The following is a 23,425-nucleotide window of genomic DNA, read 5'->3' as shown; positions in this document are numbered from 1 at the left end:
TTAGGCTGACTCCGATGTATCCGAGAGTCACCGCCATCGTCGTCGCCCACAGCGGCGGCCCCCGCCTCCAGCGCACTCTCGACGCCCTCGCGGCTCAGACCAGGAAACCGGACGCCGTGATCGCCGTCGATTGTGCGACGACGGACGACGCCGCCCGCCTGCTGGCCGAGTCCGGACCCACCCAGCTGCTCAGCATCCCCGAGAAGCTCCCGTTCGGAGCAGCGGTGGCGACCGCGATCCGCGTCCTGCCCCCGACCACCTCGTCGGACGAGCTCATCTGGCTGCTCGCCCACGACACCGCGCCGGAGCCCGAGGCGCTCGCCGCACTGCTCGCCGCGCTCGAAGTGTCCCCCTCGGTCGCCGTCGTCGGACCCAAGCTGGTCGACGCGGAGGATCCGGCCTTCATCCGCGAGTTCGGCGAGGCCATGACCCCGTTCGGCGCCTCCGTGCCGCTCGTCGAGAACGAGCTCGACCAGGCACAGCACGACGGCCTGAGCGATGTGCTCGCCGTGTCGTCCGCGGGAATGCTCGTGCGCCAGACCCTGTGGGAGGCGCTCGACGGTTTCGATCCGGCTCTCCCGACCGCCGACGACGGCCTCGACTTCTGCACCAGGGCGCGCCTGGCCGGGTACCGCGTGACGCTCGTCGCACAGGCCCGGGTCGCCATCGGCGGCGATGGGCTCGCCGGGCCCAACCTCTCTCCGAAGTGGCGCGTCCGGCGCCGGCTCGTCAAAGAGCGGCGCGCGGCGCAGCTGCACCGCCGGATGGTCTACGCGCCGGGCTGGGCCGTTCCGTTCCACTGGCTGAGCCTGGTCCCGCTCGCGATCCTGCGCTCTTTGGTCCGGCTGCTGCGCAAGGAGCCGGGGTCCATCGGCGGCGAGCTCGCCGCGGCGTTCCGGGTCGCCTTCTCCGGGATGGCGGTGGGAAACGCGCGCGGGCGCTTGGCGAAGAGCCGCACCGTCACCTGGGCGGCCGTCGCTCCGCTCCGCATCCCGTTCGCCGAGGTGCGCCGCGCCCGCGCGCTCAAGCGCGAGGCCGCACTCGTCTCCCAGCAGGGCGAACGACAGGATCTCGACTTCTTCGGCACCGGTGGCGGCTGGACCGTGCTGATCGCGCTCGTCGCGGGCGCGTTGCTGTTCTACCCGCTGGTCGGTTCCGGCGCGCTCGCCGGGGGAGGCCTGCTGCCCCTCGACACCTCGGTCGGGCAGCTCTGGGCCAACCTGGGCTACGGGTGGCGGGATGTGAGCCTCGGCTTCACCGGTGCCGCCGACCCGTTCTCCGCCGTGCTCGCCGTGATGGGCTCGGTGACCTTCTGGCAGCCGTCCCTCTCATTCGTGGTGCTCTACATCGTCGCGCTGCCCCTCACCGCGCTCGGCGCGTGGCTGGCCGCCGCCCGACTCACCTCCCGCACCATGCTGCGCGTCTTCGGAGCCCTCGTCTACGCGTTCGCGCCGACCCTGTTCCTGGCGATGCAGGACGGACGGCCGTCGGCCGTGCTCGCGCACCTCCTACTGCCGTGGCTCTTCTTCGCGGGACTCGCGGCACGGCGCTCGTGGGCGGCGAGTGCGACGACCGCCCTGCTCGCGGCGGCGACGGCCGCATGCGCACCCATCCTGCTCCCGGCGCTCGTGATCGCCTGGATCGCGGCGATCGTCTTCGCCGGCCGGCGCGCGGCGCGGATCGCGTTCATCCCGCTGCCGACGATCGTGCTGTTCGCACCGCTCGTCTGGCAGCAGGGCACGCGCGGCGCGTGGCTCTCGATCCTCGCCGATCCCGGCGTCCCGCTCGACTCCCGTCAGACACCCGCGTGGCAGCTGGCGCTGGGGTTCCCCGACGGGATGCTCGGCGGCTGGCACCAGGTGCTCGAGGGCACCGGATTGGCTCACGCGCCCACGATCCTGGTCGCCATCCTCCTCGCGCCGCTGGGCATCCTCGCCCTCCTCGCCCTCTTCCTGCGCGGCACCGTGCGCGCCGTGGTGGCCCTTGCGGTCGCGCTCGCCGGCTTCGTGACCGCGGTCGGCGCACTGCACCTCCAGGTCGCCGTCGCGGGCGGGACCGTCGTGCCGATCTGGCCAGGGACCGCCGTCAGCCTCTACTGGCTCGGGATGACCGGTGCGGCCGTCCTCGCCCTCTCCGCCCTCGGCCGCGCCGCCGTCTACCCGGCCTGGGTCGCGATCGTCGCGATCGGTGTCGCTGCGGCACCGGTCGCGATCATGACCGTCAACCACACCGCCGAGGTCGCCGAGAGCGACGGGCGCACCATGCCGGCGGTCGTCACGGCCAAGGCCTCGACTCAGCCGCGCACCGGGACGCTGCTGATCACGCCGCAGCCGGGCGGCGGCATCGCCGCGGAGATCGTCCGCGGCGCTGGTGCCACCCTCGATGACCAGTCGACGCTCGCCACGACACGGAGGACGGTGACGACCGACCAGGGCGATCTGGCGACGCTCGCCGGCAACCTCGCGTCGCGGAGCGGATACGACGCGACGAAGGAGCTGACCGACCTCGGCGTCGACTTCGTCCTTCTCGCCCCCGCGGCTCTCCCGCTCGACGGAGACGACACGGGCGCGGCGCAGGCCACCCAGACCCGGGCGACGGTCGCCCTCGACGCCAATGCGGTGCTGACGAGCGTCGGTACGACGGACAGCGGACGTCTCTGGGCGTTCTCCCGCGGAACGACCGGCGTGCCGGCTGCGGCTGGGATCCCGGCGGACGCCGGGGGGATCTGGCGCATCCTCGTGCTGCTGGTGCAGGGCATCGTCGTCGGCGTGACCCTGCTCATGTCCATCCCCACCACGCGTTCGGCCGACCGCGTCGCCGAGCTCAACGCCCGCCGCGCGCAGGGCAAGGGCGCGGACGTGATCGCCGTGGAGCCGGACGACCAGCCGGAGCACCCGGCCGATGGCGACGAGACGATCGCGGACGAGAGCCTGGCCGAGTACGACGCCGAGCCGGAGGACGAGGCCGCGGTGGAGTCGGCGGACGAGGACGAGGCGCGAGCCGCGGAGCCGGGCCCGGAGCCCGAGCCAGAGACCGGCGACGCGTCGGCCTCGCAGCCCGAACCTGCGTCCGAGCCCGAGCCCGAGCCCGAGCCCGCGAGCGACGTCGCGCCGACGGCCGATACGCGGTCCGCCGCGCCGTCGGCCATCCCTGCCATGGCCCCCGCTCCCGCGACGCCCGCCGAACGAGTGCCCCTCGTCGGCCGGCCTCCGGTGGCCGTGGCCCTTCCCTCGCCTCTCGCGGCCGACCCGGCCGAGACCGAGGCGCAGCCCGCTGACGAGCAGCGACTCCCCACCCGGCCCGTGCCCATCGTCGACGAGCAGCAGACGACGCTCGAAGACGGACTCGAGGAGACGATCATCCGACCGCGACGTGTGACCGACGATGGAGGCGACCGTGGCTGACAAGCGTGGACTGGCCCGCATCGGCGCCCGGGCACTCGGTGGCATCGTCGGGGCAGGCGTCGCCGTGGTGGCCATCGCCGGCGCGACCCTGCTCCCGTTGCCCGACTTCGCGATCGGCGCCCCCTCGAAGACGGTCCGGCCGGTCGCGGCCGACCAGCAGCGCGTGTGCCCCGGCCCCGTCCTCGCGCTGGCGGCGGACGCCGGCTCGGCGACGCAGGCCAGCCCGATCGGACAGGCGAGCAGCAGCTACGGCACCGACGGGCCCGACGTCCAGGTGCGCGGTCTGAAGCCCGATTCGGACGCCGATTCGAGCTCCGATGCTCCGCAGGCCCTCACTGTCTCCACACCGCAGGGCGCCAGCACCCCGCCGCTCTTCGCCGGCGCTCAGGTTCAGACCGTGACGTCGGACGACCTCGCCGGGCTCGCCGCCGCCGCGTGCGCGGAGCCGGCCGCGGACACCTGGCTCGTCGCGGGAGCGACATCGCTCGGTCAGACGAGCCTCGTCCTGCTGGCCAACCCGACCTCCGTCGACGCAACGGTGTCGCTCAGCATCTACACCGAGACTGGCGTCGTCAGCGCGCCCGGGGCGACCGGGATCACCGTCCCGGCCGGCGGCCAGAAGGTGATCCCGCTCGCGGGCCTCGCACCCGCCGCCGCCGCACCGGTCGTCCATGTCCAGACGACGGGCGGCGAGGTCGTCGCCACGATGCAGCAGAGCTTCGAGCAGGGCATCCAGCCCCAGGGAGTGGAGCTCACGGGCGGCACGGGCGCTCCGTCGCGTCAGCAGATCATCTCCGGGATGACGATCGTCAACCTCGCGGCCGTGACGGCCGCGGAATCCGGTGAGAACGTCGGTGTGGAGTTCCCGGCCCTCCGGATCTTCGTCCCCGGCAGCACGGACGCCGACGTCACGGTCGGCGTCGTGGGGGAGGAGGGGACCGCAGCCGGAACCTCGCACGCTCAGACGGTGAAAGCCGGCAATGTCGCGGAGATTCCCCTCGATGACCTGAAGGACGGGAGCTACACCGTCACCGTCAACTCGTCGGTGCCGGTCGTCGCGGCCGCGAGGACGACGCGCATCGGCGCATCGAAGCGCGATTTCTCCTGGTTCGTCTCGTCCTCTCCGCTGAACGACACGCTGCTCGCGGCCGTGCCCAACGGTCCGGGTGGGGCGCTGCACTTCGCCAATGCCGGTGAGGAGGACCGCACGGTCACGATCACGCCGGCCGGAGGGAAGGCCACCACTCTCGTCGTCCCGGCCGAAGGCTCGGCGCACGTCCCGGTGACCGCTACCCGGTACACGATCGACGGCGCCGAGGGGTTGCGCGCAAGTGTGAGCTTTGGGGCCGACGGAGCGAGCAGCACGTTCGCACTTGCGCCGCCCGGGCCTCTCGCCGCTCCGATCGAGGTCTACCCCCGCTGACGGTGACCGTGCGACGTCAGAAGTGACGGAACCGATCCGGTGCGAGGTCCCACGGGTCCTTGCCGAGCAGCTCGGCGACGGCGCGGAATACGCAGCCCTCGATATACATGCGCCGGTGGATGTCGTCTTCGCGGTGCAGCTTCGTCAACCGCTGGATGGGCACCCGGTAGAACACGATGCGGCGCCGGGAGTGGTCGACGCGCCAGCGGTCCACCCCGTCCGTGCCGGTGTTGCCGATCGGCGTCGCCGCGACTTCGAAGTGGACGTCCGCCAGTTCCTCCGGCCAGACGCCCTTGAGGTAGTCGGCGGTGGAGGCCACGGTCATGTCGAAGAAGTCGATGCGGTTCTGCAGCATCGGCAGGTGCGGCCCCGTCACCGGTCCGCGGGCGCCGCGGCCGTGCCTGCTGCGCCAGCGGCTGGTGGCCGGCGGCTGGCTGCTGGTGCGGCGGTTGCGGGGCATGTCGCCATCCTACGTCGCACGGGCTCGGGTAGTCTGAGCCCGATGTTGAGCCGTCCGTGTTCCCGTGTCGCGTGTCCGCGCGATGCCGTCGCCACGCTCACGTACGTCTACGCGGACTCGATGGCCGTCCTCGGCCCCTTGAGCCTCTCGCACGAGCCGCACACGTACGATCTGTGCGCCATCCACGCCGAGCGGCTCTCGGCGCCGCAGGGATGGAGCATCGTGCGCCACGAGGTCTTCGGTGAAGTAGGTTATGGGTCGTGAACCGACGCGATCCCGATGACTTCCGTACCTCTCTCGACTCCGTCGTCAAGGCCTACGACATCCGTGGGCTGGTCGGCGAGCAGCTGACCCCGGAGGTCGTCGAGGCCATCGGCGCCGCCTTCGTCGACGAGGTCGGCGCGGCCGGCGGAGACCTGGTCGTCGGGCATGACATGCGCGACAGCTCTCCGGGGTTCGCTGAGGCGTTCGCCCGCGGTGCGCAGGCGCGCGGCGCCGACGTCGTCTCGATCGGACTCTGCTCGACGGACGAGTCGTATTACGCTTCGGGCGCCCTCGCGGCTCCCGCCGCGATGTTCACCGCCAGTCACAACCCGGCGACGTACAACGGCATCAAGCTCTCCCGCGCGGGCGCGCAGGGGCTGAGCATGGACACCGGGCTCTCGGGCGTGCGAGACCGCGCCGCCGCGTTCCTCGCCGATGGGATCGCGCCGGTCGCGACCCCGGGCTCGTTCCGCGCGGAGGACGTCCTCGCCTCGTACGCGGCCTACCTCCGTTCGCTCGTCGATCTGAGCGGCATCCGCCCGATCACCGTCGTCGTGGACGCGGGCAACGGCATGGGCGGGCTCACGGTCCCGTCGGTGCTGGGCGAGGAGGCGGGCCTGCCGGCCCTCCCCATCACGATCGTCCCGCTCTACTTCGAACTGGACGGCACGTTCCCGAACCACGAGGCCAACCCGCTGGAGCCCTCGAACCTCGTCGATCTGCAGAAGGCCGTCGTCGAGCACGGCGCCGATCTGGGACTCGCCTTCGACGGCGACGCCGACCGCTGCTTCGTCGTCGACGAGAACGGCGACGCGGTCAACCCGTCGGCCGTCGCCGCGATCGTGGCGCTGCGCGAGATCGCGCGGGCCCGCGCCACGGACCCCGACGCCGAGATCACCGTCATCCACAACCTCATCACGTCCAACATCGTCCCCGAGACGATCGAGGCCGCGGGCGCCACCCCTCTGCGCACCCGTGTCGGGCACTCGCTGATCAAGGCCGCGATGCGCGAATCCGGCGCCGTCTTCGGTGGCGAGCACTCGGCGCACTACTACTTCCGCGACTTCTGGAGCGCCGACAACGGGATGCTGGCGGCGATGCACCTGCTCGCGGAGTTCGGTGGTCAGGAGCGCCCCCTGTCCGAGCTGGCGTCCGCGTTCTCGCCGTATGCGCAGTCGGGCGAGATCAACTCGACCATCGACGACGTCCCCGGCGCGTTCACCCGCATCGTGGAGGCCTTCGCCTCTCGAGCCGAGTTCGACGAGCTCGACGGCCTGACGGTCGTCGGACAGGTCGGCCAGGACGAACCGTTCTGGTGGTTCTCGGTGCGCTCCTCCAACACGGAGCCGCTCCTCCGGCTGAACGTGGAGGCCGCGGACACGTCGACGATGGCGCACATCCGCGACGAGGTCCTCGCGCTCATCCGCGCCTGACGGCGCCCCGTCGTCATCCGGGGCCCGCTCCCGGTCGCGCAATGCGAGAATGGGTGCCATGCCAGCTTCGACCGTGTCCGATACCGCCCTGCCCTTCAAGGTCGCCGACCTGTCCCTCGCCGCTGCCGGACGTCACCAGCTCCGACTCGCCGAGAACGAGATGCCGGGCCTCATGGCCCTCCGTGAGGAGTTCGGTCCGTCGCAGCCGCTCGCCGGCGCGCGCATCGCCGGCTCGCTGCACATGACCGTGCAGACCGCCGTCCTCATCGAGACCCTCGTGGCCCTCGGCGCGCAGGTGCGCTGGGCGAGCTGCAACATCTTCTCCACCCAGGACGACGCGGCCGCGGCCGTCGCGGTCGGCCCGACCGGAACCCTCGCGGCGCCCGCGGGTGTGCCGGTCTTCGCCTGGAAGGGCGAGACGCTGGAGGAGTACTGGTGGTGCACCCAGCAGATCTTCGACTGGAGCGCCGAAGCGGAGGCTGCAGGCGCCGACTGGACCGGCCCGAACCTCATCCTCGACGACGGCGGCGACGCCACCCTCCTGGTCCACAAGGGGCGCGAGTTCGAGGCGGCCGGCGCTGTCCCGGGCGACGCGGAGGGTGACAGCCACGAGTACCGGGTCATCCTGTCCGTGCTGCGCGAGTCGCTGGCCTCGTCTCCGGACCGCTGGACCCGCGTCGCGGACGGCATCATCGGCGTCACGGAGGAGACGACCACGGGCGTCCACCGCCTGTACGAGCTGGCCAAGGCCGGCGAGCTGCTCTTCCCGGCGATCAACGTCAACGACTCGGTGACCAAGAGCAAGTTCGACAACAAGTACGGCATCCGCCACTCCCTCCCGGACGGCCTCAACCGCGCGACCGACGTCCTGATGGGCGGCAAGGTGGCCTTCGTCGCCGGCTACGGCGATGTCGGCAAGGGCGCGGCGGAGGCGCTGCGCGGCCAGGGTGCGCGCGTGATCGTCAGTGAGGTCGACCCGATCAACGCGCTGCAGGCGGCCATGGACGGGTTCCAGGTCGCGCGGCTGGAGTCGGTGATCGGGCAGGTCGACATCCTCGTCACCGGCACGGGCAACCTGAACGTCGTCACCCTCGACCACCTGCTCGGTCTCAAGCACCTCGCGGTCGTGGCCAACGTCGGCCACTTCGACAACGAGATCGACATGGCCTCGCTCGAGGCACTGCCCGGCGCACAGAAGGTCGAGATCAAGCCGCAGGTGCACGAGTGGCGCCTGCCGACCGGCCGCAGCATCCTCGTGCTCTCCGAGGGCCGCCTGATGAACCTCGGCAACGCCACCGGTCACCCGAGCTTCGTGATGAGCAACTCGTTCGCCAACCAGGTGCTCGCGCAGCTCGAGCTGTACGTCTCGAGCGAGAACTACCCGATCGGCGTGTACGTCCTCCCTAAGCACCTCGACGAGAAGGTCGCCCGCCTCCACCTCGACTCCCTCGGCGTCGAGCTCACCGTGCTGACCGAGGAGCAGGCCGCGTACATCGGCGTGCCCGTGGACGGCCCCTACAAGGTCGACCACTACCGCTACTGATGACACTCGAATTCACCGACCGTGAGCTGCCCGGCGGCCTGATCCTGCGCGTGCGCACGGAGCAGGACGCCGCGGCCCTCTCGGCTGCCTACGTCCGCAACCGTGGCCATCTCGCGCCGTGGGATCCGACCCGCACGGAGGAGTTCTTCACCGAGGCGGGGCAACTCGCCCGCACGCGTGAGCTGCTCGCCCTGCGCGACCTCGACTCGGGCCTCCCGCTCGTCCTCGTGGACGGCGACGAGATCGCCGGGGGGATCGACCTCAGCAACATCGTCCGCGGGGCCTTCCAGAGCGCCATGGTGGGCTACTGGCTCGATCGTGCGCACACCGGCAAGGGACTGGCGTCGTCCGCACTGTCCGCCGTGCTGGACGCCGCGAGCGGGTTCGGGCTCCACCGCGTCCAGGCGGCGACGCTGCTCGCCAACCACGCGTCGCAGTCCGTGCTGACGCGCGCCGGATTCGAGCGCATCGGCGTCGCGCCGGACTACCTGCAGATCGCCGGACGCTGGCAGGATCACGTGCTTTTCCAGCGCATCCTGCACGACTGAGCCGCGGTCAGAGCTCCGCGAACGCGCGGACGGGGAACGTCCCGAATCCCTCGACGGCCGGGGGCGCGGCGGTGAATCGCGCGCCGCGGGCCGGGAGCTCGCCGAGGCGGGTGAGGTGCTCGACCACGTGCACCCCCTCGGCGAGAAGCAGGGAGTGGACCGGCCGGGCGCCGCCGCCCTCGGTGTCGTCGATGTTGAGCGAGTCGATCCCGACGAGCGCGGCGCCCTGCCCGGCGAGGTAAGCCGCTGCCTCCTCGGTGAGGTACGGCGCGCCGCTCGCGTAGGCGGGAGTGCCGAAGTGCGCATCCCAGCCGGTGTGCACCAGCACGGCCGCGCCGGCGACCTCGCGGTCGAAGAAGACCTCGGCCGGGACGCCGCGGCTGGTCGAATCGTCGACGTGCACGACCTCTGCTCGCAGGCCGACGAGTGTGGAGAGGTCGAGCGATGCCAGATCGCCGCCATCCGCGTAGCGGTGGTACGGGCTGTCGAGGTAGGTGCCCGTGTTCCCGATCATGGTGATCACATCCATGGCGAACTCTGTCCCGGGGGCATACCGCGCTCGGGAGTCCTCACGGGTGAGGTGCGGCGTGATGACCGGAGCGGGGAGCCCGGGATAGGTGACGAGCCCGGCGCGGATGGTGTGGCTGAGATCGACGACCCGGCGCGCGCCCGGCGCGGACGCTGTGTCGATGCCGCGGCTTCCGCGGTGCTGCTCCTCGACGATGCGCAGACCGGACAACTGCACGCTGCTCACCAGCGCCAGGCCGAGGTGCTGGACGAACAGTCGAGCGACATCGGCCTCCGCGACGTCCGCGCTGGGCAGGTCGAGCCGGAACCCCTCCGCGCTGAGGCCGCCCCCGTTCACGAACGCGACGGTCGCATCGAAGTGCGCCCGGTAGTCGGCGGTGCTGCTCTCGGTCACGATGGCTCCTACCGGTCGGGGAAAGCGTGCGGGAGACCCTCCAGCACGGGGGAGAGGCGGTCCAGGCGCTGCTGCTCGAGGGCGAGGCCCCGCGCGTCGCGCTGGCGGCGCAGCAGCGCTACCCCGACCAGGAAGGTCTCGGCGTCCACGTCCGGCAGCGGCGACACGAACGCGGACGCCTCGCGGGCGAGCTCGGTGCTCAAACCGTACCGCGCCGCCGCTGTGAGCTGCGGAGCCTGCCGCACGAACTGCGCGATCCGGCGCGAGAGCCGGTCCGGGAGGCGGCCGACATCGGCCGTCGCCGCCCACCCGGAGAGAGCGGGGGAGAGATAGAGGTCGAGAGGACGCGGCGCGGGAACGCGCACGAGCTGGCTGTACGTCCCCGCGAGCAGATCGCCCAGCCGTTTGGACCGGGCGTTCAACAGACCCACCAGGGCGGCGATCCCGCCGACGGTCATGAAGATCTCCAGCACGCCGGTCAGGGCGCGGATGAACGCGTGGCGGAAGCCGATCGCGCCGCCGTCGTCGCGCACGATGCGGGCGCCCACGGCCAGCTTCCCGAGCGACCGGCCACGGGAGGCGAGCTCCACCGTGAGCGGGATCACGACCGTTCCGAAGACGAGGATCAGGACGACCAGAGCGCGCACGAGCGCCTCGTCCAGGCCTCCACCCGTCGCGACGAGCAGGAGCACGCAGCCCAGCATGACGAGCATGTAGACGACCCAGTCGATGAACGTGCCCGCGGCACGCAAGATGTAGCTGGCCGGCTTGACGTCGAGGGTGACGGCCTCGCCGGTCACCAGTTCGCGCTCGACCGGCTCCGGGAACGCGTCCGCCGCTGCCGTCATGGCTATCATTCAAGCAGATGGATCTCGACGCATACACCGCAGCGCGCAGCGCCGACTGGGACCGGCTGGCCCAGCTGGCGAAGAAGGGGCGCCTCGACGGCCGCGACGCCGACGAGCTCATCGACCTGTACCAGTCGGGAGCCGCGGATCTCTCGGCGATCCAGACGAGCGCGGGGTCGACGGCGGTGGGCGATCGCCTCTCGCTCACCCTCTCCACCGCGCGGCTGCGCTTCACCGGCGCGGGTGCCAACCTGTTCTCCCAGATCCCGCGGTTCTTCGCACTCGAGCTGCCCGCCGCGCTCTACCGCATCCGCTGGATCGTCCTCGCCGTCGCCGCCGTCACCGTCGTGATCGGGACGCTCTACGCGCTGTGGATCACCGGCAACCCGGACGTGCTGCGCAACCTCGGCAGCGACGCGAACCTCCGTCAGTACGTCGACCACACCTTCATCGACTACTACTCGAACAACCCGGCGTCGTCTTTCGCCGGCCAGGTGTGGACCAACAACGCGTGGATCGCCGCCCAGTGCATCGCCTTCGGCATCACCGGTCTCTGGGTGCCCTACGTCATCGTCCAGAACGCGGTCGGCGTCGGGACGGCCGCGGGCGTCATGTTCGCCTACGGGCGCGGGGACGTCATGTTCTCCTACATCCTCCCGCACGGCCTCCTGGAGCTCACCAGCGTCTTCGTCGCCGCGGCGGCCGGTCTGCGCATCTTCTGGGCGTGGATCGCGCCCGGGGCGCGCACCCGCGCACAGGCGCTCGCCGAGGACGGTCGCGCCCTGTTCACGGTGGCGGTGGGCTGCGCGATCAGCCTGTTCGTCTCGGGCCTGATCGAGGGATTCGTCACCCCGTCGGCGTTGCCGGTGTGGGCGAAGATCGCGATCGGTGCGCTCGCGCTGGCCGCGTTCCTCTTCTACATGATCGTCGTCGGACGCCGTGCCGTGCGGCTCGGTGAAACGGGCGATCTCGCGGAGTTCGATGCCGGAGCGCGGCGCATCGTCGCGGGCTGACGCCTTCCGCTACAGCCGGCCGGCCGCCTTGAGCGCCAGGTATCGGTCGGAGAGCGCCGGTGGCAGGTCTTCGGGTGATCCGGTCACGACGTCGCCGCCGAGCCGCTGGACGGCGGCAGTGACCCGGCTGACGTCGAGCAACGAGCGTTCGGCGGCCGCGGCGCGGTAGACCTCCGTGCGGTCGCCGCGCTGCCGCGTGGCCACCAGCGTGTCCGGGTCGGTGACGCTGGCCACGACCACCAGGTGCTTGCGGGTCAGCTGGGGGAGGATCGCCAGCAGCCCGCGGGACCCGCCGGGCGCGTCGAGCGACGTCACGAGGACGACGAGCGAACGCTGGCTCGTCATCGCCGCGATCTGACCGGGAACGGCGGACCAGTCCATCTCGATGAGCGCCGGATCGATGGTCGCCATCGCGTCGACCATCCGCGAGAGCAGCTCGGGGCCGTTCGCCCCGTGCACCCGCCCGCGCACCCTGCGGTCGTAGGCGAGGAAGTCGACGCGATCGCCGGCACGCGTGGCGAGGGCGGCGAGCAGGAGGGACGCCTCGAACGCCGTGTCGATCCTCGGCTCGTCGGCGATGCGGGCGGCGGAGGTGCGGGCGCTGTCGACCACGATCACCACACGCCGGTCGCGCTCGGGGCGCCAGGTGCGCACCATGACGCGGGCGCCGCTGCCGCCGGTCGGATCGTGGCGGCGCGCGGTCGCGCGCCAGTCGATGGAGCGCACGTCGTCCCCGCGCACGTACTCGCGGAGGGAGTCGAACTCGGTTCCCTGCCCGCGCAGCAGCACGCTGGTCGTGCCGTCGAGCTCGCGGAGGCGCGCCAGCCGGGAGGGCAGGTGCTTGCGGGAGGAGAACGGCGGCAGGACCCGGATGCGACCGGGAACGGCGAGCGTGGCCTGCCGCGCCCAGAAGTGCAGTGGTCCCCAGACCCGCACCGTGACCTGGGCCACCCGGCGCTCGCCGCGCCGCCATGGCCGCAGTGCGACTGTGAGACGCCGGCGCTCGCCCGCAGGGAGGTGGAGGGCCTGCCGCGTGGGTGTCGCGCCCGCCGAAGGCTCCCAGGCATCGCGCACGGTGCCGCGGATGGTGCGGCGGCCCGTGTTGGTCACGACGAGCTCGGAGACGGCCTCCGCGCCGAGGCGCACGCGGGCCGGGATCGAGCGTTCGAGGACGACCCGGCGCGGCGACGCGGCGAGGACGAGGTCGATGGCGCCCAGCAGGAGGCAGAGCACGACCCAGGCGCCGAGGGCGGCGTACGCGAGTGCGGCCTCCCCGCCCAGCAGGACGACGGGGACGACGCCGAGCGCGAGCAGGGCGACGAAGCGTCCGGATACGGTCATGGCGGGGCCTAGATCGGGACCTGGACCTGCTGGACGATCGACCGCAGGATCGCGTCGGCGCCCACACCCTCGAGTTCCGCCTCCGGCCGCAGCTGGATGCGGTGCCGCCAGACGGGGACGAGCATCGCCTGCACGTGGTCGGGCGTGATCGACTCGTAGCCCGACAGCCAGGCCCAGGACTTGGCCGCCGCGAGGAGCGCGGTCGTCCCTCGCGGGCTCACGCCCAGGCGCACGGACGGGCTCTGCCGCGTCGCGCGGGCGAGGTCGACGATGTAGCCCAGCACGTCGGCGTTCGCGCCGACGGACGCCGCCGACTCGCGGGAAGCCTGCAGGTCGGCCGCGGTCAGAACCGGGGTGACCCCCGCGCCGGCGAGGTCGCGCGGGTTGAAGCCGGCCGCGTGACGGCGCAGCACCTCCACCTCGGTCTCACGCTCCGGAACGTCGAGCGTGAGCTTGAGCAGGAAGCGGTCGAGCTGGGCCTCGGGCAGCGTGTAGGTGCCCTCGTACTCGATCGGGTTCTGCGTCGCCGCGACGATGAACGGGTCGGGCAGGCCGCGGCTCACGCCGTCGACGCTCACCTGGCGTTCCTCCATCGCCTCCAGCAGCGCGGACTGGGTCTTGGGAGGTGTGCGGTTGATCTCGTCCGCCAGCAGGATGTTCGTGAAGACCGGTCCCTCGCGGAACACGAAACCTCCCGTCTGCGCGTCGTAGACGAGCGATCCGGTCACGTCGCCGGGCATCAGGTCGGGGGTGAACTGCACCCGCTTGGTGTCCAGGCTGAGCGCGTGGCTGAGGGAGCGCACCAGAAGGGTCTTGGCGACACCCGGCACGCCCTCGAGCAGGACGTGCCCGCGGGCGAGCAGGGCGATGATCAGCCCCGTGACGGCGCCGTCCTGGCCGACGACGGCCTTGCCGACCTCGGCGCGCACGCGCGCGAGCGTCTGGCGCAGGGCGGCGGCGTCCGCGGGTGCGGGATGGGCGTGGGCTCCGGTCGTGACGTCGGTCATGGCTCCATTCTTCCGGTCGGGCCCGCAGCGGCGGGGGAGACGGCGATGGCGGTGGCTCGTTCGAGCTCCGCGAGGCGGTCCGAGAGGGCGACGAGGTCGCCGTCGGTGCGGGGGATGTCGTCGACGAGCAGTCCTCGCACCCGGTGACGGTCCTGACCGACGAGGGCGGAGACGGCATCGGCGACCTCTGTCGTGGTAGCCGTCCGGGGGAGGCCGGCGAGCGCGGCGAGCCGGCCCAGCGCACCGATCCGGAGCGCATCGGCGGCACGCAGACGCGCGGACGACCGCTGATAAAGGCGCGCGCGCCCCTCCCGCGTCTCGCCCGCGCGCACGACGACGGGGAGATTCTCCACGACGAGCGGACCGAACCTCCGACCGCGCCAGATCGCCGCGGCGACGAAGACCAGGACGAGGAGGAGCAGGACGGGCGTCACCCACCCCGGCGTGAGCGCGGCGATGTCGGGCGGTCCCGTGACGGGCCGGTCGTCGAGACCCGGCAGATACCAGACGAGCGTGCGGTGCTGGCCGAGGAGGGAGAGTCCGAGCGCTGCGTTGCCCTCCCGGTCCACCCCGTCGTTCATCAGCAGAGGGGCCGACCCGAGAAGGTAGACGGTCGCGCCGGTGAATGTCGTGCGGACGAGAGATGCCGCGCCGGATGCGTCGGCGAAGCAGGCGGCGCCGTCGTCCTGGACCCGGAACGTCCCGGGCACCGTGGATCCGGCCGTGTTGTCGGTGGCGCGGGGGTCGATCCGTTCGGCCCGCTGCGCGGCGGCCACCCCGCACCCGGCGTTCACCGGGCCGGTCGGCTCTCCGCTCGCACGCGCGCCGGGCGCGACCTCGCCGAGCGTCCGGAACGAGGGCTCGACGATGACGATGGTGTTCGCGAACCGGGCGAGCTCACGGTAGGCAGCGGGCTCGAGGTTGCCGTCGTTGTCGAAGACGAGCACGGTCGCCTCCCCGCCGCCGGCCGTGGCGTTGCGCACCTGCTCCAGCGACGTGGCGCTCTGCACGTCGACGCCCTGGGCGCGGAGCACCTGGGCGAGCGCTTTGCCTCCGGTCGGTGCGGCGCTGCCGGGATCGAGCGGGGTGCCGGAGTGCGTCTGGCCGCCGGTCAGGAGGACACCCGCGAGCGCCACCAGCACCGCGATCGCGCCGAGCACGATCCACGGCACCGCCCGCCGGCCGGTCTGCCGGACGGTGAGGGAGACGGGGGTGGCGTCCACGGGCGCGGTCGAGGCGGCCGTCGGACGATCGGGAGTGCGGGTCGTCGTCATGACACCGCCACGGGAAGTGCGGGCCTGGCTTGCTGCAGTCGCTGATCGAGGGCGACCAGCTGCTGATAGGCCGAGGCGGTGCCGGGCCGGTCGAGGTAGCGCACGGCGTCGAAGGTCCGTGCCGCCTCCGTCAGCTGCTCGCGCTCGGCGGGGAGGACGGCGGCCGCGGTCGCGGCGAAATGGGTCGCGGTGGTCCCCGGTGTCACGCCGACGAGCGTGCGCTCGTCCAGGCCGACGGCGATCGCCCGGAACTGCTCTTCGATGGCGGTCACCCAGTCACCGGAGGATGCGGCCTCCTGGGCGGAACGCCTCAACTCCCGGGCGGAGCGCACGTCGTCGGCTCCGAAGAGCGGCCGCCGGTCGAGGGTCGAGCGCCGGTTGACGCGCGGGCGGCCGAAGATCACGAATGCGGCGACGATCAGCGCCGCGATCACCAGGACGACCACCAGGAGCAGAACGGGCCCGGCGTCCCCGGTCGGGCCCTGGAGGAGGGAGTTGATCCAGTCGGAGACCGCCTTGGAGGCGAGGTCGAACCAGGTCGGCTTCGCGGCCTGGTACTCGGGCTTGGCCAGTTCCTCCCGGATCCACTCCTGCGCCTGCGGGGAGGACGGGTCGACGGGGATGTCGAAGCGCACGGGCCTCAGCTGCCCGGCCAGGGCGGTGGCGCCGTCGGGGCCGTCGGCGCGGGCACGACATACGGGTCGGGGAGCTCCTGACCGGTCTGGCGTGCCTCGACGAAGCGCACGAGCTGCAGGTCGAGCCCCTCTTTGCGCATCCGCAGGTCGATGTAGAGGAGGGAGACCGCGGCGGTCTCCACGACACTGCCGATCGCCCCGACGACCGCGCTGACGACGCTGGACAGCGCGTTGACCCCGAGCTGGCCGACGAAGATCTGCGTGAACGACGACGGGTCGTCCGTGCTGAGCGATGTCGGAGCGAAGATTCCCCCGAGCATGCCGCCGATGAGTCCGAACGGCGTCGCGACGATCTGGGTGACCGCGTAGACGATCACGCCGATGAGGGCGATCAGGCCGAACGACTTCCAGAAGTAGCCGTTGGTGAGACGCCACGACCGGGCGACGGCCTCACCGATCCGGAGTCGTTCGAGCACGATGGCGCTCGGGACCAGGGCGATCTTGGTGTTGATCCAGATCGCCAGGGCGACCATGCCGAAGCCGCCGAGGATGCCGACGGCGACGGCCCCGACGACGCCGGCCGGTCCGCCGAGTGCTGCAAGCGCCACGACGATGGCGACCACGAGCGCGATCGCCACGAACCACGCGAACGACACGAGGAAGGTCCAGCCGATCAACGCACCGATGCGCCCGCGCACGAGCTGCCAGAGCGAGCGGAACGTCAGCTTCTCGCCGAGCGTCTCCCGCGCCACCTCTCCGACGACGACGCCTTGGAGGAGGGCGCCGGAGATCGCGGACACGACGATGGAGAGCAGCCCCAGGACGACGCTGCCGCCGATGGCGCCGGCGAGCAGGGTGTTCCGGTCGGACGCGTCGGAGTTGACCACGCGTTCGAGGAGGAAGTACATGGCGCCGGCGAGGACCACGGTGACCAGGATCGTCGGGATGCCCTGGAGGAGCAGCGCCGCGCCGACGGTGATCTTGGGGTTGCGGCGCAGCGCCTGGAACGGAGCGCCGATCAGGGTACCGAACGACAGGGGACGCAGCGGGACCAGCCCCGGCTTGGGCGGCGGCGCCCAGCCCGGCTGCTGACCGTACGGGCCGCCGGTCTGCTGCCACGCGGGCTGCTGCTGCCAGGCGGGGGGCTGCTGCTGCCACGACGGCGGCTGCTGTCCGTACACCGGAGGCTGCTGTCCGTACGCCGGCGGCTGCTGCCCGTATCCCGGAGGCTGCTGCCCGTATCCCGGCGCGTACTCGCCGTACCGCGGCGGCTGCTGCGCGCCCGGAGGCGTGCCACCGTCGGGCGCCGTTCCCCCGGCTGCCTGCGGTGTCTGACCGTTCTGTTCGTCGCTCACGCCGTGCCCTCTCATCCCCGCCCGTCGTGCGTTGCTCCCATGCTGGCACATCCGCTGCTTCCGCACTGTCCCGTCCACAGGGGGTGAGCCGACTCCCGACCTCTCCACAGCGCTTGTGCGGTTGCCTTCCACGGCTCGACCAGACGACTCGACTACAGTTGTGCCGTTGCATCCGTGGCCGCCGGCCGCCCGAGAGGGGTTCAGGGGAACTTCGCACATGACTAGTCGCATCCTGGTGGTCGACGACGACACCGCCCTCGCCGAGATGATCGGCATCGTGCTGCGCACGGAGGGGTTCGACCCGGTGTTCTGCGAGGACGGCGCGCAGGCGGTGGACACCTTCCACGCCGCCAAGCCCGACCTCGTGCTCCTCGACCTCATGCTGCCCGGCCTCGACGGCATCGAGGTGTGCAGCCGGATCCGCGCCGAGTCCGGGACGCCGATCATCATGCTGACGGCGAAGTCCGACACCGCGGACGTGGTCAAAGGTCTCGAGTCGGGCGCCGATGACTACATGGTGAAGCCGTTCAACCCGAAGGAGCTGGTGGCGCGCATCCGCACCCGCCTGCGCCCGGCCGCCTCGAACCCGCCTACCGAGCAGCTCCGCATCGGCGACCTCGTCGTCGACGTCGCCGGTCACGAGGTGCGCCGCGGCGAGCAGCGCATCGCCCTCACCCCGCTCGAGTTCGACCTCCTCCTGGCGCTGGCCTCCAAGCCGCAGCAGGTCTTCACGCGGGAGATGCTGCTGGAGCAGGTCTGGGGCTACCACTACAAGGCCGACACCCGGCTCGTGAACGTGCACGTGCAGCGGTTGCGGGCCAAGGTCGAGCAGGACCCGGACAACCCGAAGATCGTCATGACCGTGCGCGGCGTCGGCTACCGCGCCGGCGCGGCGACGTAGCGCGGAGACGGTCGCGATGCGGTTCCGATGGCCGGACAGGGAGTGGTGGCGGCAGGCGCCGTCGCGCCTCTCCCGGCAGTGGCGCCGGTCGCTCCAGCTGCGCACCGTCACGATCACCCTCGCGCTCACCGGCGTCGCCATCCTGGTGACCGGGATCTACATGGCGTTGAGCATCTCCAACGACCTCTATCAGTCGCGGCTCGATCAGGCCCTCCGCGACTCCAGCCGCGCGACGACGGCCGCTCAGACGACCATGAACGCGTCCGACGTGTCGTCGGCGGATGGCGGGCGCAACCTCCTGAACTCGGCGCTGCAGTCGGTGCAGACCTCGACCTCGAGCCGCCTCGTCGCGGCCTATCGGGTGCCTGGCCAGGACACCAGCGTCCTCGCTCCGCCCGACCGGGGGAGCCCGGCGCTGAACTCGGTCATCTCGGACGCCCTCCGCGCCAAGGTGCAGAGCGGCGGGACCAAGCAGTTCTACCAGTCCGTCGCACTGCCCGGAGTCTCCGGCTCCACCGACCCCGGCATCGTCGTCGGCACGCAGCTCACCCTCCCGTCGTACGGACGGTACGAGCTCTACATCGGCTACAACCTGCGCGACTCGGAGAACACGCTGCTGTTCGTGCAGAACACCCTCCTGATCGCCGGGCTCGCCCTGATCGTCCTGATCGGCGCGATCACCTGGGTGATCGTGCGCTTCGTGGTTGAGCCGATCCGCGTCGCCGCCCGCACGAGCGAACGGCTCGCTGCAGGCGATCTCGCGGTGCGCATCCCGGAGCGGGGTGAGGACGTGTTCGCAACGCTGGCGCGCTCCTTCAACGGGATGGCGGACAGCCTGCAGAGCCAGATCAACCAGCTGGCGACGCTGTCGCAACTCCAGCAGCGTTTCGTCTCGGACGTCTCGCACGAGCTGAGGACGCCGCTGACCACCATCCGCCTCGCCGGAGATGTGATCTACGACCAGCGCGCGACGTTCCCGCCGGCGACCGAGCGCACCGCCGAACTGCTGCACACGCAGGTCGAGCGCTTCGACCGCCTGCTCTCGGACCTGCTGGAGATCAGCCGGTACGACGCCGGATCCGTCGTGCTCGACCCCGAGCCCACCAACCTCGTCCGGCTCTCCGAGGACGTCATCGATGAGCTGCGCTCCATCTCCGAGCAGAACGGATCTCCTCTCACCCTCGACGCCCCGGGCGGCTATTTCGACGTCGGGATGGATCCGCGCCGCATCCGCCGGGTCGTGCGCAACCTCGTCGGGAACGCGATCGAGCACGGCGAGGGACGCCCGATCGTCGTCACGGTCGACAGCAACGAGACCGCGGTGGCCCTCACCGTCCGCGACTACGGCATCGGGATGAGCCACCAGGACGTCAATCACGTGTTCGACCGTTTCTGGCGAGCCGACCCCTCCCGCAAACGGACGCTCGGCGGCACCGGGTTGGGGCTGGCCATCTCGCTGGAGGACGCGACCCTCCACTCCGGGTGGCTGCAGGTCTGGTCGATGCCGGGCCAAGGATCCTGCTTCCGGTTGACCCTGCCCCGTGTGCCTGGTCGCGAGATCGTCGCCTCCCCGCTGCCGCTGCCGCCGGCAGACGCGGGGGAGCTGCCCGACGGCCTCCCGGCCGGGGACGCCACCCTCCCCGTGACCGAGAGCGAGGCTCGCGCATGAACCGCGGGCCGATCCGCGCGCTCGCCGCGGCCCTCGTGGTCGCCGTCGCAGTGGTGCTCTCCGCCTGCGCAAGCATCCCCGATGCCGGTCCGGTGCGCCCGGGCGGGACGGTCGCGCAGGTGGACGACCCGCTCGACCTCGACTTCAACCCCTCGAAGCCTGAGAAGGGAGCCTCCCAGCAGCGCATCGTGCAGGGCTTCATCGACGCCGCCTCCAGCCCGAAGAACAACTTCCAGATCGCCCGCGAGTACCTCACCACCGCCATGGCGGCGAGCTGGAACCCGGACGAATCCGTGACCGTCGACGACGGCCGCAACCGCACCTACGACCACGACGGCGATCAGTGGAGCGTCGACGTCGATCCGGTCGCGAGCGTCGACTCCGTCGGCACCTATCATCCGGCGACGACCAAGGCGCCCATCGGCCTGCGCTATGAGCTCGTCAAGCAGGACGGGGAATGGCGCATCGCCGTCGCGCCCAACGGCGTCGTCATCGACGATCCGACCTTCCGTGCGGTCTACACGCAGCAGACCCTGTACTTCTACAGCCCTGACTTCTCGTACCTGGTCCCTGACGCCCGGTGGTTCCCCGCTCGGGTGGCGACCTCTGCCACCCGCGTCGCGAGCGCCGTCCTCTCCGGTCCGGCCAAGTGGCTTTCCGGCGCGGTGAGCAGCGCCTTCCCCGAAGGAACCCAGCTCGCGGTGCCGTCGGTGACGACTGCTGGCGGGGTGGCCCAGGTCGATCTCAGCTCCGAGGCCGGGCGCGCCGACACCGTGCAGCTCCAGCGCATGCAGCTGCAACTGGAGCAGAGCCTGGGCAGCCTGGCCCAGTCCGTGCAGCTCTCCATCGAAGGCAACGTGGAGCAGATCTCACCGCTCAGCTCCGGGGCCGCGCCTCAGCAGGACCCGTCGGTCGACTCACACCCGATCGTGTACCGCGGAGATTCGTTCGGGTTGCTGACCGGGTCGAGCGTCGCGTCGCTGAGCGGGCTCGGCGAGCGTGTCGTGGCATTGCAGCCCACCGCGGTGGCACTGGATGCTGCGCGCGACCAGGCCGCTGTGCTCTCCGCAGGCGGCGTCTACCTCGTCCGGCGCTCCGGCGACACGGTGCGGGTGGATGCCAGGCCCGGCCTGATCCCCCCGACCATCGACAACAGCGGGTGGGTCCTGTCCGTCCCGGCGGACGCTCCGGCCGCGCTGCAGGCGACGGGGACGAACGGGGAGGCCCACGCCGTCGCGACGGATTGGCCGACGGCCGTCGATATCCGGTCGCTCGCCGTCTCGCGCGACGGCACCCGGATCGTCGCGTTGCTGCAGACGTCGACGGGATACTCCCTCGTCGCGTCCGGAATCGTCCGCGGCTCAGGGGGCGTGCCCACGTCGTTGACCCAGCCGGTCGAACTCGCGGTGGCCTCCGGGACTCCGCTCTCGGTCGCCTGGACGGGCGAGCTCAGCGTCGCGCTGCTCACATCGACGACCGGAGACGCGACGAGCATCGTCGAGCAGACGATCGGGGGCGAGCAGACCGTCACCACCGGCCCGGGCGGCGGACGGACGATCGTCGGGGCGAACGGCCTCGCCCGCTATCTGGTGCTCACCGCCGACGGGAGCCTCCAGGCACCGACCGGGACGGGATGGCAGGCGCAGACCGACAAGGTGGGGGCGGTCGCGGTCCAGCTCGGACAGCCCTAGCTCTCCACAGGGTGCCGCGACGGTCGCGTCCTCCACAGATTCGAGAGATCGCCGTCTGGGGACGGCCGCCGTCGCGAAGCTGGACGCATGACTTCGATCTCCGTGCTCCGTGAATCCGTCCGCGACGCCGCCGCCGTCCTGCTCCCCGTCCGATGCTCGGGATGCGGCGAGGCCGACCGGAGCCTCTGCTCCGCCTGCCGGCGCGAGCTGACGCCACGGGTCTCCGCGGCGACGGCGGGTGGTGTCCCTCTCTGGTCGGCGCTCGAGTACTCGGGTGTGCCGCGCCGGGTGCTCCTCGCATTCAAGGAATCGGGCCGCGTCGACGCCGCGCCGGCACTCGGACGCGCGCTCCGCGCGGCCATCGTCGAAGCCCAGCGCGCGAGCGCGGTCCCAGCCGGCCGCCGGGCGGACGCGCTGCTGCCCGTCCTGATCCCGTCCACCGCGGCCGCGCGCCGGAAGCGGGGGTTCCACCCGTCGGGGATGATGCTCGACCGCGCGTGCATCCTCGTCCCTCCGCTGTGGCGGGCGTTGCGCCTCACCCGGCAGACCGATGATCAGGCGGGGCTCTCGTCGGCGGGCCGTGCGGCCAACCGCGATGGCAGCCTGGCGGCGTCGCGCCGCCTCCGCGGTCGGCGCTGCTTGATCATCGACGACATCGTCACCTCCGGGGCGACGGTGGCCGAGGCCGCGCGCGCGATCGAGGCAGTCGGCGGGGTCGTGGTGGGTGCGGCAGCGGTCGCACGGACGCCGCGCCGCGCTCCGGAGGAGCTCTCGGCGAGGTTACGGCGGGCTCCCAGCGAATAACATGCGTTTTCCGGTTCCTTTACCCAGAGGGGAGCACTACGGTGGTCGAAAAGGCGCGAGGGTCGCCCACCGTGATCAGGACGGCTCCGCGTCGGATCAGGGAGGTCTCCATGGACATCAACATCATCGGACGCAACCTGGGAATCACTGATCGCTTCCGTGAATACGCGACCGAGAAGTCGGACAAGGTCGCGCATCTGGCAGAGCGGGCCATCTCCTTCGAGATCAAGGTCAGCCGCCACAACGAGAAGCTCGGTGGCCAGAACGGGAACGACCGGGTTGAGCTGACGCTCGTCGGACCGGGGGCGGTGGTGCGGTCGGAGGCGACGGGCACCGACAAATACGCGGCGTTCGACCTCGCGCTGGGAAAGCTCCTCGAACGCGTGCGCAGGGCCAAGGACCGCCGCAAGGTGCATCGCGGGCAGCATCGCCCGACCTCGTTGCGGGAAGCGAGCACGGACGGCTTCAGCGCCGTGGGGCTCGCCGCGGCGCCGGTGGCGGTGCTCGACCAGGTCAGGACCGGAAGCGTGCCGGTGGTGCAGGACGAGGAGACGACCGACGAGGCCGCCGAAGAGGAGTACTCGCCCGTCGTGATCCGCAAGAAGGTCTTCGCGTCTCTTCCGATGACCGTCGACGACGCGCTCTATTACATGGAGCTCGTCGGGCACGACTTCTACCTGTTCGTCGACCAGGAGACCGAGCGGCCGAGCGTCGTCTATCGGCGCAAGGGCTGGGACTACGGCGTGATCGCGCTGGACGACGACGCCGATGAGCTGCAGGAGGTGGCGACCGCCAGCCGCAAGCTCGGCTGACGGCAGCGCGCCGATGGCGTCCGCCCGGGCGGCGGCCGCCATCGGCGCTCTCGTCCCACGGATTCACCCTCCATTCGG

At 71.5% G+C, this 23,425-nt stretch carries 20 protein-coding genes; 12 read left to right on the top strand and 8 right to left on the bottom strand.

Features of this window, described 5'->3' with window-relative positions:
- The first annotated feature begins 14 nt into the window (after positions 1-14).
- Both HNR14_RS02900 and HNR14_RS02895 read left to right on the top strand, forming a co-directional pair.
- A complete protein-coding gene (locus HNR14_RS02900) occupies positions 15-3,404 on the top strand; it encodes a glycosyltransferase family 2 protein (RefSeq protein WP_179699801.1) in 3,390 nt (1,129 codons plus the stop codon).
- Entirely contained in the window at positions 3,397-4,827 is a 1,431-nt protein-coding gene (locus HNR14_RS02895) for a DUF5719 family protein (protein WP_179699799.1), read from the top strand. Before HNR14_RS02900 ends, HNR14_RS02895 begins: the two co-directional genes overlap by 8 nt.
- Before the next feature lie 16 nt (positions 4,828-4,843).
- On the opposite strand, the gene HNR14_RS02890 is transcribed toward HNR14_RS02895, so the two are convergent.
- On the bottom strand, positions 4,844-5,287 hold the full coding sequence (locus HNR14_RS02890; RefSeq protein WP_039922941.1) for a metallopeptidase family protein: 444 nt from the start codon (positions 5,285-5,287) through the stop codon (positions 4,844-4,846).
- Positions 5,288-5,329: 42 nt separating this feature from the next.
- On the opposite strand from HNR14_RS02890, the gene HNR14_RS02885 reads away from it, so the two are divergent.
- The 4 genes from HNR14_RS02885 to HNR14_RS02870 are packed head-to-tail and all read left to right on the top strand — an operon-like array spanning position 5,330 to position 9,075.
- Positions 5,330-5,551: a DUF3499 family protein gene (locus tag HNR14_RS02885; RefSeq protein WP_021763955.1), complete on the top strand. Its 222-nt coding sequence runs from the start codon at positions 5,330-5,332 to the stop codon at positions 5,549-5,551.
- A complete protein-coding gene (locus HNR14_RS02880; RefSeq protein ID WP_179699798.1) occupies positions 5,548-6,984 on the top strand; it encodes a phosphomannomutase/phosphoglucomutase in 1,437 nt (478 codons plus the stop codon). The genes HNR14_RS02885 and HNR14_RS02880 overlap by 4 nt, the downstream gene beginning before the upstream one ends.
- Before the next feature lie 58 nt (positions 6,985-7,042).
- The gene (gene ahcY / locus HNR14_RS02875; protein ID WP_425485019.1) at positions 7,043-8,527 is read left to right on the top strand and encodes an adenosylhomocysteinase; all 1,485 of its coding nucleotides are present in this window, start codon (positions 7,043-7,045) and stop codon (positions 8,525-8,527) included.
- Positions 8,527-9,075 carry a GNAT family N-acetyltransferase gene (locus HNR14_RS02870; RefSeq protein ID WP_179699794.1) on the top strand — a complete coding sequence of 183 codons (549 nt, stop codon included), beginning with the start codon at positions 8,527-8,529 and terminating at the stop codon, positions 9,073-9,075. The genes ahcY and HNR14_RS02870 overlap by 1 nt, the downstream gene beginning before the upstream one ends.
- A gap of 7 nt (positions 9,076-9,082) precedes the next feature.
- Here HNR14_RS02870 and HNR14_RS02865 read toward each other — a convergent pair whose 3' ends face one another.
- On the bottom strand, positions 9,083-9,997 hold the full coding sequence (locus tag HNR14_RS02865; RefSeq protein ID WP_179699792.1) for a cyclase family protein: 915 nt from the start codon (positions 9,995-9,997) through the stop codon (positions 9,083-9,085).
- Between the two features lie 8 nt (positions 9,998-10,005).
- On the bottom strand, positions 10,006-10,845 hold the full coding sequence (locus HNR14_RS02860; protein ID WP_179699790.1) for an RDD family protein: 840 nt from the start codon (positions 10,843-10,845) through the stop codon (positions 10,006-10,008).
- A gap of 17 nt (positions 10,846-10,862) precedes the next feature.
- Between HNR14_RS02860 and HNR14_RS02855 the strand changes: the two genes are divergently transcribed.
- The gene (locus HNR14_RS02855) at positions 10,863-11,858 is read left to right on the top strand and encodes a stage II sporulation protein M (RefSeq protein WP_179699788.1); all 996 of its coding nucleotides are present in this window, start codon (positions 10,863-10,865) and stop codon (positions 11,856-11,858) included.
- A gap of 9 nt (positions 11,859-11,867) precedes the next feature.
- Here HNR14_RS02855 and HNR14_RS02850 read toward each other — a convergent pair whose 3' ends face one another.
- Genes HNR14_RS02850 through HNR14_RS02830 form a run of 5 tightly spaced genes read right to left on the bottom strand, consistent with a single transcriptional unit; the run spans position 11,868 to position 17,470 of the window.
- The gene (locus tag HNR14_RS02850; RefSeq protein ID WP_179699786.1) at positions 11,868-13,199 is read right to left on the bottom strand and encodes a DUF58 domain-containing protein; all 1,332 of its coding nucleotides are present in this window, start codon (positions 13,197-13,199) and stop codon (positions 11,868-11,870) included.
- An 8-nt stretch (positions 13,200-13,207) separates the two neighbouring features.
- Complete coding sequence (locus tag HNR14_RS02845; protein ID WP_179699784.1) at positions 13,208-14,206, bottom strand: AAA family ATPase; 999 nt, start codon at positions 14,204-14,206, stop codon at positions 13,208-13,210.
- Positions 14,203-15,480 (bottom strand): DUF4350 domain-containing protein, encoded by a 1,278-nt coding sequence (locus HNR14_RS02840; protein ID WP_179699782.1) that lies wholly within the window; start codon positions 15,478-15,480, stop codon positions 14,203-14,205. Before HNR14_RS02840 ends, HNR14_RS02845 begins: the two co-directional genes overlap by 4 nt.
- A complete protein-coding gene (locus HNR14_RS02835) occupies positions 15,477-16,115 on the bottom strand; it encodes a DUF4129 domain-containing protein (protein ID WP_343064399.1) in 639 nt (212 codons plus the stop codon). Before HNR14_RS02835 ends, HNR14_RS02840 begins: the two co-directional genes overlap by 4 nt.
- Before the next feature lie 5 nt (positions 16,116-16,120).
- Positions 16,121-17,470 (bottom strand): DUF7847 domain-containing protein, encoded by a 1,350-nt coding sequence (locus HNR14_RS02830; RefSeq protein ID WP_179699780.1) that lies wholly within the window; start codon positions 17,468-17,470, stop codon positions 16,121-16,123.
- Positions 17,471-17,687: 217 nt separating this feature from the next.
- Between HNR14_RS02830 and mtrA the strand changes: the two genes are divergently transcribed.
- The 5 genes from mtrA (at position 17,688) to hpf (ending at position 23,347) form a co-directional block, all read left to right on the top strand.
- Positions 17,688-18,371: an MtrAB system response regulator MtrA gene (gene mtrA / locus HNR14_RS02825; RefSeq protein WP_179699778.1), complete on the top strand. Its 684-nt coding sequence runs from the start codon at positions 17,688-17,690 to the stop codon at positions 18,369-18,371.
- Between the two features lie 16 nt (positions 18,372-18,387).
- Positions 18,388-20,040 carry an MtrAB system histidine kinase MtrB gene (gene mtrB / locus HNR14_RS02820; protein WP_179699776.1) on the top strand — a complete coding sequence of 551 codons (1,653 nt, stop codon included), beginning with the start codon at positions 18,388-18,390 and terminating at the stop codon, positions 20,038-20,040.
- Positions 20,037-21,731, top strand: coding sequence for an LpqB family beta-propeller domain-containing protein (locus HNR14_RS02815; RefSeq protein WP_021764601.1), 1,695 nt, complete (start codon positions 20,037-20,039; stop codon positions 21,729-21,731). Before mtrB ends, HNR14_RS02815 begins: the two co-directional genes overlap by 4 nt.
- Before the next feature lie 87 nt (positions 21,732-21,818).
- Positions 21,819-22,535 carry a ComF family protein gene (locus HNR14_RS02810; protein WP_179699774.1) on the top strand — a complete coding sequence of 239 codons (717 nt, stop codon included), beginning with the start codon at positions 21,819-21,821 and terminating at the stop codon, positions 22,533-22,535.
- A 110-nt stretch (positions 22,536-22,645) separates the two neighbouring features.
- Positions 22,646-23,347, top strand: coding sequence for a ribosome hibernation-promoting factor, HPF/YfiA family (hpf, locus tag HNR14_RS02805; protein ID WP_179699772.1), 702 nt, complete (start codon positions 22,646-22,648; stop codon positions 23,345-23,347).
- The last annotated feature ends 78 nt before the right edge of the window (positions 23,348-23,425 follow it).

It is taken from the genome of Leifsonia naganoensis (assembly GCF_013410615.1).
Classification (GTDB): domain Bacteria; phylum Actinomycetota; class Actinomycetes; order Actinomycetales; family Microbacteriaceae; genus Leifsonia; species Leifsonia aquatica.
This window is presented reverse-complemented; position numbering and strand designations above follow the sequence as displayed.

Bases quoted from the DNA above. Each gene is read 5' to 3' on its own strand.
- hpf (WP_179699772.1), top strand. From the start codon at position 22,646: ATGGACATCAACATCATCGGACGCAACCTGGGAATCACTGATCGCTTC.
- mtrB (WP_179699776.1), top strand. From the start codon at position 18,388: ATGCGGTTCCGATGGCCGGACAGGGAGTGGTGGCGGCAGGCGCCGTCG.
- HNR14_RS02860 (WP_179699790.1), bottom strand. From the start codon at position 10,845: ATGACGGCAGCGGCGGACGCGTTCCCGGAGCCGGTCGAGCGCGAACTG.
- HNR14_RS02845 (WP_179699784.1), bottom strand. From the start codon at position 14,206: ATGACCGACGTCACGACCGGAGCCCACGCCCATCCCGCACCCGCGGAC.
- ahcY (WP_425485019.1), top strand. From the start codon at position 7,043: ATGCCAGCTTCGACCGTGTCCGATACCGCCCTGCCCTTCAAGGTCGCC.
- HNR14_RS02810 (WP_179699774.1), top strand. From the start codon at position 21,819: ATGACTTCGATCTCCGTGCTCCGTGAATCCGTCCGCGACGCCGCCGCC.
- HNR14_RS02850 (WP_179699786.1), bottom strand. From the start codon at position 13,199: ATGACCGTATCCGGACGCTTCGTCGCCCTGCTCGCGCTCGGCGTCGTC.
- HNR14_RS02890 (WP_039922941.1), bottom strand. From the start codon at position 5,287: ATGCCCCGCAACCGCCGCACCAGCAGCCAGCCGCCGGCCACCAGCCGC.
- HNR14_RS02885 (WP_021763955.1), top strand. From the start codon at position 5,330: ATGTTGAGCCGTCCGTGTTCCCGTGTCGCGTGTCCGCGCGATGCCGTC.
- HNR14_RS02900 (WP_179699801.1), top strand. From the start codon at position 15: ATGTATCCGAGAGTCACCGCCATCGTCGTCGCCCACAGCGGCGGCCCC.
- mtrA (WP_179699778.1), top strand. From the start codon at position 17,688: ATGACTAGTCGCATCCTGGTGGTCGACGACGACACCGCCCTCGCCGAG.
- HNR14_RS02815 (WP_021764601.1), top strand. From the start codon at position 20,037: ATGAACCGCGGGCCGATCCGCGCGCTCGCCGCGGCCCTCGTGGTCGCC.
- HNR14_RS02840 (WP_179699782.1), bottom strand. From the start codon at position 15,480: ATGACGACGACCCGCACTCCCGATCGTCCGACGGCCGCCTCGACCGCG.
- HNR14_RS02855 (WP_179699788.1), top strand. From the start codon at position 10,863: ATGGATCTCGACGCATACACCGCAGCGCGCAGCGCCGACTGGGACCGG.
- HNR14_RS02870 (WP_179699794.1), top strand. From the start codon at position 8,527: ATGACACTCGAATTCACCGACCGTGAGCTGCCCGGCGGCCTGATCCTG.